The sequence below is a fragment of the Hylemonella sp. P2_B10 genome (genome assembly GCF_056404875.1).
This window is the reverse complement of sequence record NZ_JBFUDE010000003.1, coordinates 614,352-630,736: the sequence shown is the minus strand read 5'-3', so window position 1 is coordinate 630,736 and position 16,385 is coordinate 614,352. Positions and strand designations below refer to the sequence as shown.

Annotated in this window: 17 protein-coding genes; 9 read left to right on the top strand and 8 right to left on the bottom strand. The window is 65.3% G+C overall.

What is annotated here, in order from left to right; genetic code table 11:
• Position 1: 1 nt before the first annotated feature.
• Positions 2–637, bottom strand: coding sequence for a TetR/AcrR family transcriptional regulator (locus tag AC1DX2_RS15335; RefSeq protein WP_477197223.1), 636 nt, complete (start codon positions 635–637; stop codon positions 2–4).
• Positions 638–786: 149 nt separating this feature from the next.
• Between AC1DX2_RS15335 and AC1DX2_RS15330 the strand changes: the two genes are divergently transcribed.
• Genes AC1DX2_RS15330 through AC1DX2_RS15305 form a run of 6 tightly spaced genes read left to right on the top strand, consistent with a single transcriptional unit; the run spans position 787 to position 7,512 of the window.
• Complete coding sequence (locus tag AC1DX2_RS15330) at positions 787–1,968, top strand: SphA family protein (protein ID WP_477197222.1); 1,182 nt, start codon at positions 787–789, stop codon at positions 1,966–1,968.
• Positions 1,969–1,999: 31 nt separating this feature from the next.
• Positions 2,000–3,292 carry a DsbA family protein gene (locus tag AC1DX2_RS15325; protein ID WP_477197221.1) on the top strand — a complete coding sequence of 431 codons (1,293 nt, stop codon included), beginning with the start codon at positions 2,000–2,002 and terminating at the stop codon, positions 3,290–3,292.
• A gap of 18 nt (positions 3,293–3,310) precedes the next feature.
• A complete protein-coding gene (locus AC1DX2_RS15320; protein WP_477197220.1) occupies positions 3,311–3,607 on the top strand; it encodes a hypothetical protein in 297 nt (98 codons plus the stop codon).
• A complete protein-coding gene (locus AC1DX2_RS15315; RefSeq protein WP_477197219.1) occupies positions 3,604–5,442 on the top strand; it encodes an arylsulfatase in 1,839 nt (612 codons plus the stop codon). The genes AC1DX2_RS15320 and AC1DX2_RS15315 overlap by 4 nt, the downstream gene beginning before the upstream one ends.
• Positions 5,439–6,515, top strand: a complete 1,077-nt coding sequence (locus AC1DX2_RS15310) for an MBL fold metallo-hydrolase (protein WP_477197218.1) — start codon at positions 5,439–5,441, stop codon at positions 6,513–6,515. The genes AC1DX2_RS15315 and AC1DX2_RS15310 overlap by 4 nt, the downstream gene beginning before the upstream one ends.
• Before the next feature lie 10 nt (positions 6,516–6,525).
• Positions 6,526–7,512 carry a haloalkane dehalogenase gene (locus AC1DX2_RS15305; protein ID WP_477197217.1) on the top strand — a complete coding sequence of 329 codons (987 nt, stop codon included), beginning with the start codon at positions 6,526–6,528 and terminating at the stop codon, positions 7,510–7,512.
• Here AC1DX2_RS15305 and AC1DX2_RS15300 read toward each other — a convergent pair.
• The 3 genes from AC1DX2_RS15300 to AC1DX2_RS15290 form a co-directional block, all read right to left on the bottom strand.
• The gene (locus AC1DX2_RS15300) at positions 7,497–8,222 is read right to left on the bottom strand and encodes a PEP-CTERM sorting domain-containing protein (RefSeq protein WP_477197216.1); all 726 of its coding nucleotides are present in this window, start codon (positions 8,220–8,222) and stop codon (positions 7,497–7,499) included. The genes AC1DX2_RS15305 and AC1DX2_RS15300 overlap by 16 nt on opposite strands.
• A 283-nt stretch (positions 8,223–8,505) precedes the next feature.
• Positions 8,506–9,279 (bottom strand): ferredoxin--NADP reductase, encoded by a 774-nt coding sequence (locus AC1DX2_RS15295; protein ID WP_477197215.1) that lies wholly within the window; start codon positions 9,277–9,279, stop codon positions 8,506–8,508.
• A 33-nt stretch (positions 9,280–9,312) separates the two neighbouring features.
• Positions 9,313–10,587, bottom strand: a complete 1,275-nt coding sequence (locus tag AC1DX2_RS15290; protein ID WP_477197214.1) for a sugar MFS transporter — start codon at positions 10,585–10,587, stop codon at positions 9,313–9,315.
• A 161-nt stretch (positions 10,588–10,748) separates the two neighbouring features.
• Between AC1DX2_RS15290 and AC1DX2_RS15285 the strand changes: the two genes are divergently transcribed.
• The 3 genes from AC1DX2_RS15285 to miaB all read left to right on the top strand — a co-directional run bounded on the left by AC1DX2_RS15285 (position 10,749) and on the right by miaB (position 13,201).
• Positions 10,749–11,111 (top strand): DUF1428 domain-containing protein, encoded by a 363-nt coding sequence (locus AC1DX2_RS15285; RefSeq protein WP_477197213.1) that lies wholly within the window; start codon positions 10,749–10,751, stop codon positions 11,109–11,111.
• Between the two features lie 164 nt (positions 11,112–11,275).
• The gene (locus AC1DX2_RS15280) at positions 11,276–11,746 is read left to right on the top strand and encodes a hypothetical protein (RefSeq protein ID WP_477197212.1); all 471 of its coding nucleotides are present in this window, start codon (positions 11,276–11,278) and stop codon (positions 11,744–11,746) included.
• An 87-nt stretch (positions 11,747–11,833) separates the two neighbouring features.
• Entirely contained in the window at positions 11,834–13,201 is a 1,368-nt protein-coding gene (gene miaB / locus AC1DX2_RS15275; protein WP_477197211.1) for a tRNA (N6-isopentenyl adenosine(37)-C2)-methylthiotransferase MiaB, read from the top strand.
• Here the strand turns inward: miaB and AC1DX2_RS15270 are convergent.
• The 4 genes from AC1DX2_RS15270 to AC1DX2_RS15255 are packed head-to-tail and all read right to left on the bottom strand — an operon-like array spanning position 13,144 to position 16,332.
• Positions 13,144–13,818 carry an ATP-binding cassette domain-containing protein gene (locus tag AC1DX2_RS15270; protein ID WP_477197210.1) on the bottom strand — a complete coding sequence of 225 codons (675 nt, stop codon included), beginning with the start codon at positions 13,816–13,818 and terminating at the stop codon, positions 13,144–13,146. The two genes, miaB and AC1DX2_RS15270, sit on opposite strands and share 58 nt — an antisense overlap.
• A 5-nt stretch (positions 13,819–13,823) precedes the next feature.
• Complete coding sequence (locus AC1DX2_RS15265) at positions 13,824–14,561, bottom strand: ABC transporter ATP-binding protein (RefSeq protein WP_477197209.1); 738 nt, start codon at positions 14,559–14,561, stop codon at positions 13,824–13,826.
• On the bottom strand, positions 14,558–15,301 hold the full coding sequence (locus tag AC1DX2_RS15260) for an ABC transporter ATP-binding protein (protein WP_477197208.1): 744 nt from the start codon (positions 15,299–15,301) through the stop codon (positions 14,558–14,560). Before AC1DX2_RS15260 ends, AC1DX2_RS15265 begins: the two co-directional genes overlap by 4 nt.
• Positions 15,298–16,332, bottom strand: a complete 1,035-nt coding sequence (locus tag AC1DX2_RS15255; protein WP_477197207.1) for a branched-chain amino acid ABC transporter permease — start codon at positions 16,330–16,332, stop codon at positions 15,298–15,300. Before AC1DX2_RS15255 ends, AC1DX2_RS15260 begins: the two co-directional genes overlap by 4 nt.
• Between the last annotated feature and the right edge of the window lie 53 nt (positions 16,333–16,385).

Below are 16,385 nucleotides of genomic sequence, written 5' to 3'. Positions count from 1 at the left end.
GCTACCTGCCCTTGGGCTTGGCCGCCTGCTGGCGTATCAGGTAGTCGGAGATGACACCCTTGATGAACTGCTTGATGCGCGGCGGCGTGGTCGGGCGGCTCAGCGCCTGGTTGCCACCCACCACCGCCAGGTAGAACAGGCCGGCCAGCTCGGCTGACTTCAATGCGTCGCCGCCCGTCAGGCGCAGGAATTTCTGCTCGAACAGCGCCATGCGCGCCTCGTCCACCTGCACCAGCATCTGGGCCACCGCCTCATCCTTGCGCGCCAGCGCGCGCATGGCCAGCTCGAACACCATGTTCTCCAGCTTGGGGCCGGCATGGGCCAGCGCGATCTCCAGGATTTCTTCCAGGTCCTTGGCCGGGTCCGGACCATCCTTTTGCTGCATGCCTTTGTCCAGCTCGATCTCGCGCGCCTGCCAGCGCTGCAGCAGCGCGGTGATCAGCTCCGCGTGGTCGGCAAAGTGCCAGTAGAAGCTGCCACGCGTGACGTTCAAGCGTTCGGCCAGCGTCAGCACGCGCACGGCGTCAAAGCCGCCATCCACCACGGCGGCGAAGGCGGCATCCAGCCAGTCGTCGCGGCTCAGCCGCGGCGTCTCGGAGCGCTTGCGGGTCTTGGGCGTCTTGTTGGCGGCGGTCATGGCGTGGCGGCAGATCCTCAGGCATTGGTGGATACCCTGAATGGTCTCCAAACGCATTGCGATGTCGATTCTAAAACAATACACTTGTGTATGGAAGAATAAATTTGCGCCATCGCCATATCCGAAAACACCCCGCAGGAGACCCCACCATGACCCGCACACTCGCATCCCGTTCTTTCGTCCGCTTTCCCGTCCGCCCCTTGTCCGCGGCATGTGCAGCTGCCGGGCTGCTCGCCACACTGGGCGCGCAGGCGGCCGAGGGCTACAAGCTGCGCCAGTCGCCGGTGGGCCTGTTCGGCGGTGAGATTGCCGCCAAGTCCGACAACCCCGGCTTCTTCGGCACCGCCGCCTTGAGCTTCACCACCATTGACCAGATCGTCGACGCCAACGGCAACGACATTGGCGTGGCGGCGCGCAGCGTGCCGCTGCCCACCGGCACACCCACCGCCGGGCGGGTGCCCAACGGCAGCTTCTCGCTGAACGTGCCGGCCGGCACCATCGCCTTCAACCAGGACCAGACGCAGCTGAACCTGGCCGGCGGCTACACCACCGAAACGCAATACGGCGGCGGTCGCTGGACCTTTGCCGTCAACATCCCGCTGATCAAGCAAAGCCGCACCTTCGTGGCCACGCAGGCGGCGGGCACGGTGTCGCCCTCCACCGCAGCGCTGCCGGCGGCGCTGCAGACCGCGGTGGCCACCATCGCCGCCGCCGCGCAGGCGCAAGTCACCGCCGGCGTGGCCGCCACGGTGGCGCCACAAAATGCCGACGTCAACGGCATGGGTGACACCGAGCTGTCGGTGGTGTGGATCTCGCAGCAAGACCGGCTGAAGATCGCCGCCGGCGTGTCGCTGTTCATGCCCACCGGCGACTACGACAAGAACCGCGGCCCCAACCCCGGCTTTGGCAACTTCTACACGCTGCGCCCTGGCATCGCGCTGAGCTATTCGCTGAACCCCAACCACAGCGACGCCAGCTGGGACTCGGGCGTGACCATTGCCGGGCGCGTTTCCTACGGCATCAACACCATCAACAAAGACACCGATTACCGCAGCGGCAACTTCGTCTATGTGGAGGGTGGCATCGTCAAGGTCAGCGGCAACTGGGCGGTGGGCGCCAACATCCTTGCCATACGCCAGGTCACCGACGACAGCGGCAGCGGTGCCACCTTGGGCGGCTTCCGCTACCGCAACAACGCGGCCGGGCCTTTCATCTCGTACAAGCTGCCGGGCCAGGAAGCCGGCTTCAACCTGCACTACAGCCGCAACTTTGACAGCGCCAACGCGCTGGTGTCGCACACCTGGCAATTGCGATTCATCAAGGCCTGGTGACCCAAGGGGGCACGGACAGGAGCCGCGCGGCATGTCGCTGAAAACGCTGTTGATGCCGCACATCAGCGCGCGGCTGCTTTCGCGCCAGCGGCTGCTGCGCCTGCGCGACCTCGCCGAGGAGCGGCGCATCGCGGCGCGCGCGCCGCATGAGCTGCACTACTTTCACCAGGCCGACGACCCCTACAGCGCGCTCACCTCCGCCGCACTGCCTGCACTGCTGGCACGCTACGACGTGGTGCTGCGCACGCACGTGGTGGGGCCGCCGCCGGACAGCGCCGCGCCTGAACGCGAACGCCTCATCGCCTACTCGCGCACAGACGCGCAACGCCTGGCGCGGCGCTGCCGGATACCCTACAGCAACCCGGGCGCACAGCCCAGCGCCAGCGCCGTGCAGGTGGCCAACGCGCTGCTGGTGCAGGCCCTGCGCGAAGACCGCTTCGTGCAAGCGGCGCCCACTGTCAGCCAACAGCTGTGGCAAAGTGCCACGGCCAACGGCGCCGCGCTGCCGGCGGGCGGCGCACCAGCCAGCGAGGTGGTGGCGCACCTGGCCGAATCAGAAGCCCTGCGCACGCGCTGGGGCCACTACCTGGGCGCCACCTTCTACTATGGCGGCGAGTGGTACTGGGGGCTGGACCGGCTGCACCACCTGGAGCAGCGCCTGCAAGAGCTGGTTGTGCACAAGACCGGCGTGCAAGGCCTGCTGTTTCCACCCGCCGCCGACTTGGCCAAGCCGCTGCAACTGGCCCGGCCGGCCACACTGGACTTTTTCTTCTCGTTGCGCAGCCCCTACTCCGCCATCGTCGCGCGCCGCGTGTTCGAACTGGCGCGGCTGAGTGGCGCCCAGCTGCGGCTGCGTTACGTGCTGCCCATGGTGATGCGCGGCCTGCCTGTGCCGGCGGCAAAACGCGGCTACATCAGCCAGGACACCGCGCGTGAGGCGTTCGTGCGCGGCATCCCGTTTGGCCGCATCAACGACCCGGTGGGCAAACCCACCGAGCGCGGCCTGTCGCTGATGCCGCTGGCCGAGCGCCTGGGGCAGTCCGAGGCCTATGTGCTGTCCTTCATGCAGGGCGTCTGGGCCGAGGGGCTGGACGCCGGCAGCAACCGCGGCCTGCGCCGCATCACCGAGCGCGCTGGCCTGCCTTGGGATCAGGTGCAACAGGCGCTGCAAGACAACGGCTGGCGCCAGACCGCCGAAGCCAATCGCACTGACTTGTTCGCCTTGGGCCTGTGGGGCGTGCCCTCGTTCAGCGTGGACGGCGTGTCCGCTTGGGGACAGGACAGGCTGTGGGTCATTGAAGAACAATTGCGCACCCACCTCTGAAATCGGGAAGACACCACCATGATGTACACCCTGTCCAAGCTCGGCTGCCTGGCCATCTACGTACTGGCACTGTCCGCCCTGCTGCTGGGCTGGCCCAGCGGCACCATGGCCACCGTGATGCAGGGCGTGGCCGTGGTGATGCTGGCGCTGCATGTGCTGGAGGCCCTGCTGATGCGCAAGCAGCTGACGCAGTTTCCCGGCTCGTTGGCGCGCAACGTAGCGCTGACCATCGTGTTTGGCCTGCTGCACTGGAAGCCGCTGCTGGAAGCGCAGGCCAAAGCGCGCGCGCAAGCACAAACCACAGACGCAGCATGAAGCCGCATCAGCTTGCGACCGCACTTGCGCTGCTGCTGGCCAACCTGGGCCAAGCCGCTGTGCCAGCCGCTATGCCAGTCGCAGCGCCCACCGCCGCCAGCACCCCGGCCGCCATCCAAACAACGGCAAGACGCCCCAACATTATCGTGCTGGTGGCCGACGACTGGGGTTTCACCGACGTCGGCGCCTTCGGTGGCGAGATCGCCACGCCCAACCTGGACGAGCTGGCGCGCCGGGGCATGCGCTTCACCAACTTCCACGTCTCGGCCTCCTGCTCACCCACCCGCGCCATGCTGCTGACCGGGGTGGACAACCACCTGAACGGCGTGGGCAACATGCGTGAATCGATCCCGCAGCAGCACCTGGGCCAGGCCGGTTACCTCAGCGTGCTGAACCGCAACGTCGCCACCGTCGCCAACCACCTGCACGACGGCGGCTACCGCACCTACGCGGTGGGCAAGTGGCATGTGGGCAAGGAGCCGCACAACCTGCCCAACCAGCGCGGCTTTGACCGCTCGCTGATCCAGGGCGACAGCGGCTCCGACAACTGGGAGACCGCCAAGCGCTACCTGGATCTGACCGACAAGGTCTACTGGTTCGAGGATGGCAAAGAAGCCACCATGCCGGCCGAGTACTACTCGTCGCAGTTCTACACCGACAGGGCGATCGCCTACCTGAAGGCCGACGCCAAGTCCGACAAGCCCTTCTTCACCTACCTGGCCTACCAGGCCAGCCACATTCCGGTGCAGGCGCCACCCGAGTTCATCGCCAAGTACAAGGGCCGCTACGACCAGGGCTGGACGGTGCTGCGCGAACAGCGGCTGCAGAGCGCCATCAAGCTGGGCCTGGTGCCGCCGGACACGCGCATGGCCACCATGGCCACCACCACCGACTGGAACGCGCTCAAGCCCGAGGACAAGGCCTACCAGGCGCGCCGCATGGAGGTCTACGCCGGCATGACGGACGCCATGGACTACCACGTCGGCCGGCTGATGCAGTACCTGAAGGACAGCGGCCAGTACGACAACACGGTGTTCGTCTTCATGTCCGACAACGGGCCCGAGGCCTCGGACCCGTATGCGATCACGCTGGCCCGCTGGTGGCTGGACCGCAACTACAAGCGTGGCATTGACGAGCTGGGCGCCAAGGGTGCCTACAGCATCGTCGGCCCCAGTTGGGCCAGCGCCACCGCCGCGCCGCTGAACACCTACAAGTTCTATTCCGGCGAAGGCGGCATACGCGTGCCCATGATCATTTCCGGCGCACCGGGCATGCTGCCTAACCAGGTGCAAAAGGGCTTCACACATGTGACCGACATCGCACCCACGCTGCTGGACATCGCCCAGTTGCCGCGCCCCGGCACACAGTACCAGGGCCGCACGGTGGAGGCGATGCGCGGCAGCAGCCTGTTGCCGGTGATGCTGGGCCAGGCGCAACGCGCGCACCCCGTGGACGAGGCGATAGGCTACGAGCTGTCGGGCAACCAGGCGCTGTTCAAGGGCGACCTGAAGCTGATCAGGAACATCCCGCCCGTGGGCGATGGTCAATGGCACCTGTACGACATCGCCAAGGATCCCGGCGAGACGCAAGACCTGCAGGCCCAGCTGCCCGATGCCTTCAAGACCATGCAGGCCGAGTACGCCACCTGGGCGCAGCGCAATGGCGTGCTGCCCATGCCCGAAGGCTACTCGCCGCAGCAGCAGATCCTGCGCAACGCGCTGGTCAACATCTACGTCCCACGACTGAAGTGGGTGGCACTGGGCCTGCTGGCGCTGCTGCTGGCCTTCGTCACCTGGCGCTGGCAGCGGCGCCACGCCCGAAAGAACACCCCATGACATTGAAGAAACTGCTGTCGCGCGCGCTGGTCGTGCTGGTGCTGCTGGCCGGCGCAGCCTGGTTGGCGCGCGCACCGCTGGCCCTGGCGCTGGCCCAACGGGTGGCCGTGCAGCGCATGGCGGCCGACCCGCTGGCCGAGCTGCCCGATGGCCTGCACCTGGGCGTGTGCGGTGCCGGCTCACCCTTCCCCGATGAGCAGCGCTCCGGTCCCTGCACGCTGGTGGTGGCGGGCAAGCACCAGCTGCTGTTTGACGCCGGCAGCGGCGGCGCCCGCGCGCTGGCACGCATGGGCTTCAACGTCGGCAAGACCCAGGCGATCTTTTTGACGCACTTCCATTCCGACCACATCGACGGCCTGGGAGAGTTGCTGCTGCAACGCTGGGTATCGGCCAGCAACACGCAACCCGTTCCGCTGTATGGCCCCCCTGGCGTCGAGCAAGTGGCCGCCGGCCTGATGCAAGCCTACGAGGCCGACCACGGCTACCGCGTGGCCCACCATGGCGAGGCTGTGATGCCGCGCGCCGGCTTCGGCGCTGCCGCCAAAGCTTTCGAAGTGCCGGCCAGCGGCGTGCTGACCGTGCTGAAGGACGGCGACCTGGAGGTGCAGGCCTTTGCCGTCGACCACACGCCAGTGCACCCGGCCGTGGGCTACCGCATCACCTACAAGGGCCGCAGCATCGTGCTCAGCGGCGACACCAAGAAGAGCGCGGCGGTGCAGCAGCAGGCCGCCAACGTGGACCTGCTGGTGCACGAGGCCCTGTCGCCGCAGTTGGTGGGCCTGCTGGGCGAAGCCGCCGGCCAGGCCGGCCGGCCCAACCTGAAGCAACTGATGGCCGACATCATCGACTACCACACCACGCCCGAAGAAGCGGCCAAGGTGGCGCAGGACGCCAACGCCGGCATGCTGCTGCTGAACCACATCGCGCCACCCCTGCCGGTGCCGGGCATGGACAAGGTGTTCCTGGGCGAGGCGCCCAGCATCTACACCGGCAAACTGCGGTTGGCGCGCGACGGCGACTTCGTCAGCCTGCCGGCTGGCGGCAAGGACATCCAGCTGGGCCGGCGTTTCTGAGAAACCGCAGATGGACATCATCCCGCCCCCCATTCCACCGCTGCCCGGCGTCAGCCAGGTGCTGCGCACGCCCGACGAGCGCTTTGCCAACCTGCCCGACTTTCCGTACACACCGCGCTACACCCAGGTAGACGGCCTGCGCATCGCCTGCGTGGACGAAGGCCCGCGCGACGGGCCTGTCGTGCTGCTGATGCACGGCGAACCAGCCTGGAGTTTTCTGTACCGCAAGATGATCCCCGTGTTCGTGAATGCCGGCTACCGCGTGGTCGCGCCCGACCTGGTGGGCTTCGGCCGCTCCGACAAGCCCGCGCTGGCGGCCGATTATTCATACGCCAACCACGTCGCCTGGATGGCGCATTGGCTGCAGGCCATGGACCTGCAAGGCATCACGCTGTTCTGCCAGGACTGGGGTTCCTTGATAGGCCTGCGGCTGGCCGCGCACATGCCCAACCGCTTCGCCCGCATAGCCCTGGCCAATGGCGGCCTGCCCACCGGCACCGGCGCGGTGCCCAAGGCCTTCAAGATCTGGCTGGCCTTTGCGCGCTTCAGCCCCTGGTTCCCGATTGGAAAATTGGTCAAGGCCGGCTGCGTCAACGGCCTGACGCCGCGAGAGGTAGCCGCTTACGATGCCCCCTACCCCACCCGCGCACACAAGATCGCCGCCCGCCTGTTCCCCACCTTCGTGCCCATCACCCCCGACAACCCCGAGCGCGCCGCCAACGAAGCCGCGTGGGAAGTCTTCAAGCGGTGGGACAAGCCCTTCCTGACATTGTTCAGCAACATGGACCCGATCACACGCGGCGGCCACAAGGTGTGGCAGCGCGACGTGCCAGGGGCGCAAGGCCAGCCGCACGCCAAGACCGTGGGGGCCGGCCATTTCTTGCAGGAAGACAAGGGCGTGGAGGTGGCGCAGGCTGTCGTCAACTTCTTACAGCGCAATCGGCACCCTGAGGTGCCGCATGCAGTGTCAGACGGGCGAACTCAGGCCTTGCGTTGACGCCGGACCACAGTCAGGCCCGCAAGGCCCGCACCCAGCAGAACCAGTGAGCCAGGCTCAGGGACCGTTGTTGTCGGGGTTTCTTCGGTGTAGGTAGCCAACACCACCATTCCCTCGGCGCCGGGCGCGAAATTTGGGCCCCCAACCATGTAGCCAAACACCAAATCGGTGCTGCGGGTGAAGCCCCATGTGGACCCCAGGATCTCCCACGGGAAGGCGACGTCCGGATCGAGGTAGTGGTCGGCGCCCGACCACTTGAATTGGGACTCATCTTGACTGATGCTGTAGGGTGTCAGCACCAGGCAACTCATGCTACGGGCATTGGCTGGTCTATTGTTGCAGTCAGTGCCCATCAGGCCTGTGACGTTGCTGGCACCAAACAAGGCGCTGATAGCCTGTGACGCCAAATCCGCGCCATTGGCACTTGACAGAAATGTTGGCGCGAGAGACGTATACGTCGTGTTGTATGAGCCGGTGCTGAACGACACATTGTAGGTGTGACCATCAATCGTCAGACCTGTAATCCCCGTGACATTGGACGCAGAACCCACAATCGCAGCAGCCCATCCCGCGGCCGGAGCCAGCGACAGCGCGGCCGCGGCAACGCATGCACTCGCCATGCTCTTGAAAAACGAACGACCAAAATTCAGACGCATACTTCCTCCTTGAATGTTGTTGGCGTTCCGAGTCGTGACCCAGAACAATTTCATCTACGGGTTTAACCGAGCCCCAGCGAGCAGGGCTGCTGGCCAGGACAGAGCAGCTTCTACAAACTGATCATCTGGCGCAAGCAATTGAGCTTATGCAATATTCGCGCCGAACCTGGCAAAGGCGAAAAGACCTTTGATGTACATGTATTCTCTGATGATTTGGGTCAAAAATCAGGGTGCCACTGCAGACACCGTAAGATTTTTCGACACGGCATCCAGCGCGCCTCGCCTAGGCGTCCAGCTCTCACGGAGACGGTCTCCGCGATAGCCCCGCGCAAGCGGTTCACTGCTCTGCAAACGCCCGCTCGATGACGAAGTCCCCCGGCGTGGACGTGTTGCCTTCCTTGAAGCCGCGCCCCTCCAGCATGTGCTTCAGGTCTTTCAGCATGTGCGGGCTGCCGCAGATCATCACGCGGTCATTTTCGCGGTCCAGGTCGGGCAAGTGCAGGTCCTTGAACAGCTTGCCCTTGGCCATCAGGTCGGTGATGCGACCCATGTTCTTGTACGACTCGCGCGTCACCGTCGGGTAATACAGCAGTTGCTTGGCGATCATCTCGCCCAAGAACTCATGCTGCGGCAGGTGCTCGGTCACCATGTCGTGATAAGCCAGCTCATCGGCCTGGCGTACACCGTGCACCAGGATGACTTGCTCGAAACGCTCGTACGTCTCCGGGTCGCGGATCACGCTCATGAACGGCGCCAGGCCGGTGCCCGTGGACAGCAGGTACAGCCGCTTGCCGGGCAGCAGGTAGTCGATCAGCAGCGTGCCGGTGGGCTTCTTGCCGACGATGATGCTGTCGCCCACCTGGATGTGCTGCAGGCGCGACGTCAACGGGCCGTCGGGCACCTTGATGCTGAGGAACTCCAGGTGCTCCTCGTAATTGGGGCTGACGATGCTGTAGGCGCGCAGCAGCGGCTTGTTGTTGACGCGCAGGCCAATCATGGTGAAGTGGCCGTTGGAAAACCGCAGCGCCGGGTCGCGCGTGGTGGTGAAGGTGAACAGCTTGTCGGTCCAGTGGTGTACGGACAGCACGCGTTCTTCGTTGAATGCACTCATGAAGAAAGAGACGAGAGAGCGAAGGGGGGGATTTCAGCGGCCGATTGTATGGCCTTTGATAGCATAAAAAAGGATATACATATAACAGGGAAGCATAATCAAGCAGAAGGTTTGCTGAAAGTCAAAAACATCCTTCAAAGCAGCAAACAGTTTGGGGATGATGGCGCCGCCGGCGATGCCCATGATCAGCAGCGCCGAGCCGCGCTCGGTGAAACGGCCCAGGCCGCCGATGGCCAGCGGCCAGATGGCCGGCCACATCAACGCGTTGGCCAGGCCCAGCACCGCCACGCAGCCCACCGACACATAGCCATGGCTGAAATACGCCGCCAGCGTCAGCGCCGCGCCCAGCAGCGCCGAGGCTTTCAAGGCGGTGGACTGCGACAGCCAGCGCGGAATGGCCACCAGCCCCACCAGATAGCCAGCCAGCATGGCCATCAGCGTGAACGAGGTGAAGTACTTGGTCTCATCCGTGGGCAGGTGAAAGCCCTTGCCATATGTGCCTATGGCGTCGCCGGCCATCACCTCCACGCCCACGTAGACAAAGATGCACACGGCGCCCAGCAGCAGGTAGGGAAACTGCAGGATGCTGGTCTTGCCGGCTGTGGCATCCACGACAGCGCCGGCGCGCGCCGCGTTCACCTGCGCGGCCTTGATCTCGGGCAGGCCCGAGCGGGCGATCCACACCGCCAGCAGCACCAGCAGGCCCGCCATCGCCATGTAAGGCCAGTAGATGCTGGCGGCAAACTCGCCCAGCAGGCGGTCGCGCGCGGCCGCATCCACCGCCGCCCCCACCTTGTCTTCCAATTGGCCAATGTCCTTCAGCACAAAGGCGCTGAAGACGAAGGGGCTGAGGATGCCCGCCGCCTTGTTGCAGATGCCCATGATGCTGATGCGCTGTGCCGCGCTCTCCAGCGGGCCGATGATGCTGATGTAGGGGTTGGAGGCCGTTTGCAACAGCGACAGCCCCGACCCGATGACAAACAGCCCCAGCAGCGACAGCGGGTAGTCGCGCGCGGTGGCGTACTGGCCAAACAAGAAGGTGCCCAACGCCATCACCAACAGGCCCAGCGCCATGCCGCGTTTCATGCCGGTGCGCTCCAGGATCCACGACGACGGCAGCGCCAGGAAGAAATACGCCATGTAGAACGCCGTGGTGACCCAGAAGGCCTTGCTGTCCGTGTCCAGCGCAAAGGCCAGCTTGACGAAGGTGATCAGCGGGCCGTTGAGCCAGGTGACGAAGCCGAAGATGAAGAACAACGCGCCAATGGTGGCGATGGCCTGCGTGGACGAGCGAGGCGTGTCGGGCATGGGTGGAGCAGCCTGTTTGTTGGGTTGATTGCCGTCGTGCGGCGTCGCAGCAGGCCACACTATATAGGCCCACGCAGCGCACGCCCTCCCCTTGCCAGCCGGTGCCGAATGGCTACCATGGCGACACCGGTGCAACCCCCTTTCAATGAAGGAGCAACCCCATGGCCCAGTATGTTGATGGTTTCGTGGTCCCCGTGCCCAAGGACAAGCTGGCCGCCTACAAGGCCATGTCGCGCAAATGCGGCAAGGTGTGGAAAGAGCTTGGCGCGCTGGCCTACATCGAGTGCGTGGCCGACGACGTCCCGGTCGGCAAGCTGACCTCGTTCCCGCGGGCGGTGAAGCTGAAAGAGGGCGAGGTGGTGGTGTTTTCGTGGATCGTCTACGCCTCGCGCAAGCAGCGCGACAGCGTCAACGTCAAGGTGATGAAAGACCCGCGCCTGGCCGCCATGGCGAGCGGCAAGGACATGCCTTTTGACGGCAAGCGGCTGATCTTCGGCGGCTTCAAGACCATGATAGAGATGTAAGTCCCCGCTGGGCCGCCCCAAGGGGACTTGCGGCCCCCTCAGAGGGCAGGACGGACACGCAGTGCCGGACGTGGGGGCAACTTAAGCCATTGATTTATAATGGCTTTTAACGCTTGATGGCTGCGGCCAGCAGGCACCTCTCCCACAGCCTCTGGATAAACACCATGAACCGCTGCTTTGACAACTTTCTCCCCCGCCGCCGTGTGCTGGCGGCGGCTGCGCTGGCCCTGGGCCTGGGCGGCACGGCCTGGGCGCAGGACGCGCCGCCGGTGCGCATCTTCTCCGATGCCACCCGCCAAGGCATGCTGCAGATCACCGCACCACCCAGCGTGGTGCTCAACGGCCAGGACGACCGCCTGTCGCCCGGCGTGCGCATACGCGGCACCAACAACATGCTGGTGATGTCCGGCATGCTGGTGGGTCAGCAGTTCCCGGTGCGCTACACGCGCGAGCCCTCCGGACTGATCCACGAGGTGTGGATACTGACGCCCGAAGAGGCCGCCGCCAACTACAAGCGCCCGTCGCAGTTGGTGGGCCCGGTGAACCCCAACCTGGCGCCGCCAGCCAGACCCAGCGGCCCCAAGGATGACGGCAAGACGCCGTTCAACCAGCTGCCCAAGTACCCGAACCAATAAGCGCTGCGTCTTCAGCGCCGCGCAGGCCTGCCGCCCATGGCGGGTTTCCGTGCTTTCGATATCACCCACCGCCTTCAGGAGTGCGCCATGAGCGACACCACCACCTCTAAAAAAGTCTTCATCAAAACCTTCGGCTGCCAGATGAACGAGTACGACTCGGACAAGATGGCCGACGTGCTGGGCGCCGCCCAAGGCTATGAGCCGACGCAGAACGTGGACGAGGCCGACCTGATCCTGTTCAACACCTGCTCGGTGCGCGAGAAGGCGCAGGAGAAAGTGTTTTCCGACCTGGGCCGCGTCAAGCACCTGAAGAAAAAAGGCGTGCTGATCGGCGTCGGCGGCTGTGTGGCCAGCCAGGAGGGCGCCGCCATCATCGAGCGCGCGCCGTTCGTGGACGTGGTGTTCGGCCCGCAGACGCTGCACCGGCTGCCGCAGCTGCTGAACCAGCGCGCGGCCCAGGGCCGGGCGCAGGTGGACATCAGCTTTCCCGAGATCGAAAAGTTCGACCACCTGCCTCCCGCCAAGGTGGAGGGCGCCACAGCGTACGTCAGCATCATGGAAGGCTGCTCCAAGTACTGCAGCTACTGCGTGGTGCCCTACACCCGGGGCGAAGAGGTGTCGCGTCCGTTCGAGGACGTGCTGGTGGAAGTGGCTGGCCTGGCCGACCAGGGCGTGAAGGAGGTCACGCTGTTGGGCCAGAACGTCAACGCCTGGCGCGCGCCCATGGTGGCGGGCGGCAGCGACATGGCCGACTTCGCCACGCTGATCGAGTACGTGGCCGAGATCCCGGGCATCGAGCGCATTCGCTACACCACCAGCCACCCCAACGAGTTCACGCCATCGCTGATCGAAGCCTATGCCAAGGTGCCCAAGCTGGTCAGCCACCTGCACCTGCCGGTGCAGCACGGCTCGGACCGCATCCTGATGGCGATGAAGCGCGGCTACACCGCCATGGAATACAAGAGCACCGTGCGCAAGCTGCGCGCGCTGCGGCCGGAGATGAGCTTTTCCAGCGACTTCATCGTCGGTTTCCCCGGCGAAACGGAAGACGACTTCAGCAAGATGATGAAGCTGATCGACGACGTGGGTTTCGACAACTCGTTCAGCTTCATCTTCAGCCCGCGCCCCGGCACACCGGCCGCCGCGCTGCACGACGACACGCCGCACGACGTCAAGCTCAAGCGCCTGCAGCAGGTGCAGGCCGCCATCGACGCCAACATCAAGCGCATCAGCGAAAGCCGCCTGGGCACGGTGCAGCGCATTTTGGTAGAAGGCGTCAGCAAGCGCGACGGCAGCGAGCTGATGGGCCGCACCTATTGCAACCGCGTGGTCAACTTCCAGGGTCCGGCTAGGCTGATTGGCCAGCTGGCGGATGTCACCATCACCGAGACGCGGTCTTACACGCTGCGCGGCGAGGTGCTGACCTCGGAATCGCTGGCCAGCGCGCCCAGGTAGTTGCGCACCGGCACGTGCCGGCACAGTGTGGCAAAGTCCGGCGCGCGCGTCACCACCCCCTGCTGCACGAAGATGAACTGCTCGCAGCATTCGCGCAGGATGTCGAGCTGGTAGCGCTCGTTGGGGTGCAGGCACAGGAACACCAGCCGGCCTTCGCTTTTCAGCTTGCGGAAGAAATCCAGCATGAAGCCGATGTAGCCGTCTTGGGTGTTGAACTGCGGTTCGTCGAACAGGTGCACCAGCGGCGCGGCGCTGCCTGCATGGTCCAGCATGAAATCGGGCTTGCGCTTCTGGAACGAACGCACCTGGTACGACTGGTGGTAATGGATGGCCAGGCGATCGCGCTCGCGCGTGCGCACCTGGTGGATGTCCTGCCCGCCCACCAACACGCGCCCGGCACTGGGCAGGTTGCTGCCGGTGATCAGCTCGAACAGCGTGGTCTTGCCCGAGCCGTTGGGGCCCATCACGCCCACCACGCCAGGCTGGGCGATTTCGAAATCTGCATTCAGCGAAAAGGTCACTTCCTTGCGAAAACGGCCACGCTGGTAGTGCTTGGCCAGGCGTTCCACGCGCAGCAGCGGTTGGCTGCCAAGGGGCTGGCTGGTGGAGAGGCTCATGCGGTTCATACTCCCAGCAGTTGCAGGCGCAGCGCGGCATTGTCGCGCAACGCGGCGGCGGGGCCGTTGTGCACGATGCGGCCGCGGTTCATCACGTACACGCGGTCGGCCACCGCCAGCGCGCTCTGCACGTTCTGCTCCACCACCAGCACGGCAATGCCCTCGGCCTTCAGCCGCAGAATGGTCTTCATCACGTCCTGTACCACCTTGGGCGCCAGGCCCTGGCTGGGCTCGTCAAACAGCACCAGGCCGGGCGAGCCCAGCAGCGCGCGCGAGATGGCCACCATCTGCATCTCGCCGCCCGACAGGTTTTCACACTCGCGGTGCATCAGGTATTCGAGCGCGCTGAAGATCTCGAAGCATTCCTTCTCGCTCCAGCGGCGAAAGCGCGTGGCCTTGCGGGCGATGGCCAGGTTGCGCGCCACCGTCAGCGTGGGGAAGATGCGCCGGTCGTCCGGCACCCAGCCTATGCCCATCTGCGCGATCAGGTGCGTGGCGGCGCGGGTGATGTCTTGCTGGTCAAAGCGCAGCGTGCCCTGGCTGGCCGGCGTCAGGCCCAGGATGGCGCGCAGCGTGGTGGTCTTGCCGGCGCCGTTGGGCCCCAGCAGCGCCACCACCTCGCCGGGCGCCACGTTCAGTGAGACATCGAACAGCACCTGGCTCTCGCCATAAAACACATCGATGCCCTGCACGGCCAGCATGGGCTGCAACTGTTGGGCGGCCAGCGGAACGGCAGCGTTCATGCCAGTTCTCCCAGGTTGGAGCGACGCACCCATTCGTTTTGGCGCAACGCATGCGGCGTGCCCTGCGCGATCACCTGGCCCCAATGGATGACCGAAATCTGGTCGGCCAGGCTGAAGAGGAAGTTCATGTCGTGTTCGATGATGACGATGGTCAACTGCCGCTTCAGCGACTTCACCAGCTCCATCAGCCGCGCCGTGCCTTCGGCGCCCAGGCCGGCGGTGGGCTCGTCCAGGAACAGCACACGCGGCTGCGCCGCCAGCGCCACGCCGATCTCCAGCGCCCGGCGTTCGCCGTAGGACAGGCTGCGCGCGGGCACATGCGCCTTGCCCTTCAGGCCCACGCGCTCCAGCACGGCGGCAGCCATGTCCTGGGCGGTGCTGTCGGCACCCAGGTCGCGCCAGGGGTTGAAGCCCTGGCGGCGCACATGGGGCGTGGCCACCAGCACGTTGTCGAGCGCGGTGTAGCTGTCAAACAGGTTCATGATCTGGAACGAACGCGAAATGCCCTTGCGCGCGATCTGCTCGGGCGCCAGGCCGGTGATGTCTTCGCCGGCAAAGGTCACGCGGCCCCGGTCGGGCTTGAAGCGCCCGGTCAGCACATTGAAGCAGGTGGTCTTGCCGGCGCCGTTGGGCCCCATGATGCCGGCCAGCTGGCCCTCTTCGAACCCCAGCGTGATGTCTTGCAGCACCACCTGGGCACCGAAACGCTTGGACAGGCCGGTGGCCTCGAACAGCTTCACAACACACCTCCTGCGGGTGCGGGCGCATCGGCCGCCACGGTGGAAGCCGGCTGTTTGAGCCGGCGGCGCCCGCTGCGCCAGGCCTGCCAGGCACCCGCGACACCCTCGGGCTTGAACATCACCATCAGCACGAACACCAGGCCGTACCACAGCAACCAGGTCTCGGTGTAGGCGCCCAGCAGGTCTCTGGCCAGAATGAAGAAAGCCGCACCCAGCAGCGGCCCCCAGAAGCTGACCAGCCCACCGCCAATCAACACCATCATCACCACAAAGCCGGAGCTGTGCAGGCTCATCACATTCGGGTAGGCGGACTGCTGCGCCATGGCAAACAGGGCACCGGCCAACCCCGCCAGCGCGGTAGACAGCGTGAAGGCCAGCCACTTGTAGCGCCACACGCTGTACCCCACAAAGGCGGCACGGGTCTCGTTCTGCTTGATGGCCGACAAAACGCGGCCCAGCGGCGAGTGCACCAGCCGCCACAGCCCCACCAGCACCAGCGCGAATACGCCCAGGCAGAAGTAATACAGCGCGTTGTTGGGCACCAGGCTGATGGAGGCGAAGCCAAAGTCCGCCGGCAGGCGCTTGATGTTCAGCAGCCCGTCTTCACCACCCGTCACGGTGTGCCATTTGTTGCTGATGAACCAGAACACCTGGCCAAAGGCGATGGTGAGCAGCGCGTAATAGATGCCACGCCGGTGCGAAATGAACAAGGCCACCGCGCCACCCAGCAGTGCCGCCACCACCACCGCGCCAACGAGGTTGAACCACAGGTTGGGCCACACATGCAATTGCAGCAGGCCAAAGGCGTAGGCGCCAATGCCGAAGTAGGCGCCATGGCCAAACGACGGCAGGCCGGACACCCCCAGCAGCAGGTTGTAGCCCAGCGCGAAAAGCGCCCAGATCATGATTTCCAGCGCCAGGTACTGGTACAGCCCGACCTTGGCCACCCACAGCGGCGCGGACAGGAACACCGCCAGCGTCAGCAGCAACGGCAGGGGAAACAGGGGCGCACGGCCGGTGGCGAGTTGCATGGGTGGGCGGGCGTTGAAAAAGTTGAAAGCAAGGCTTTGACAAAACAGAATAT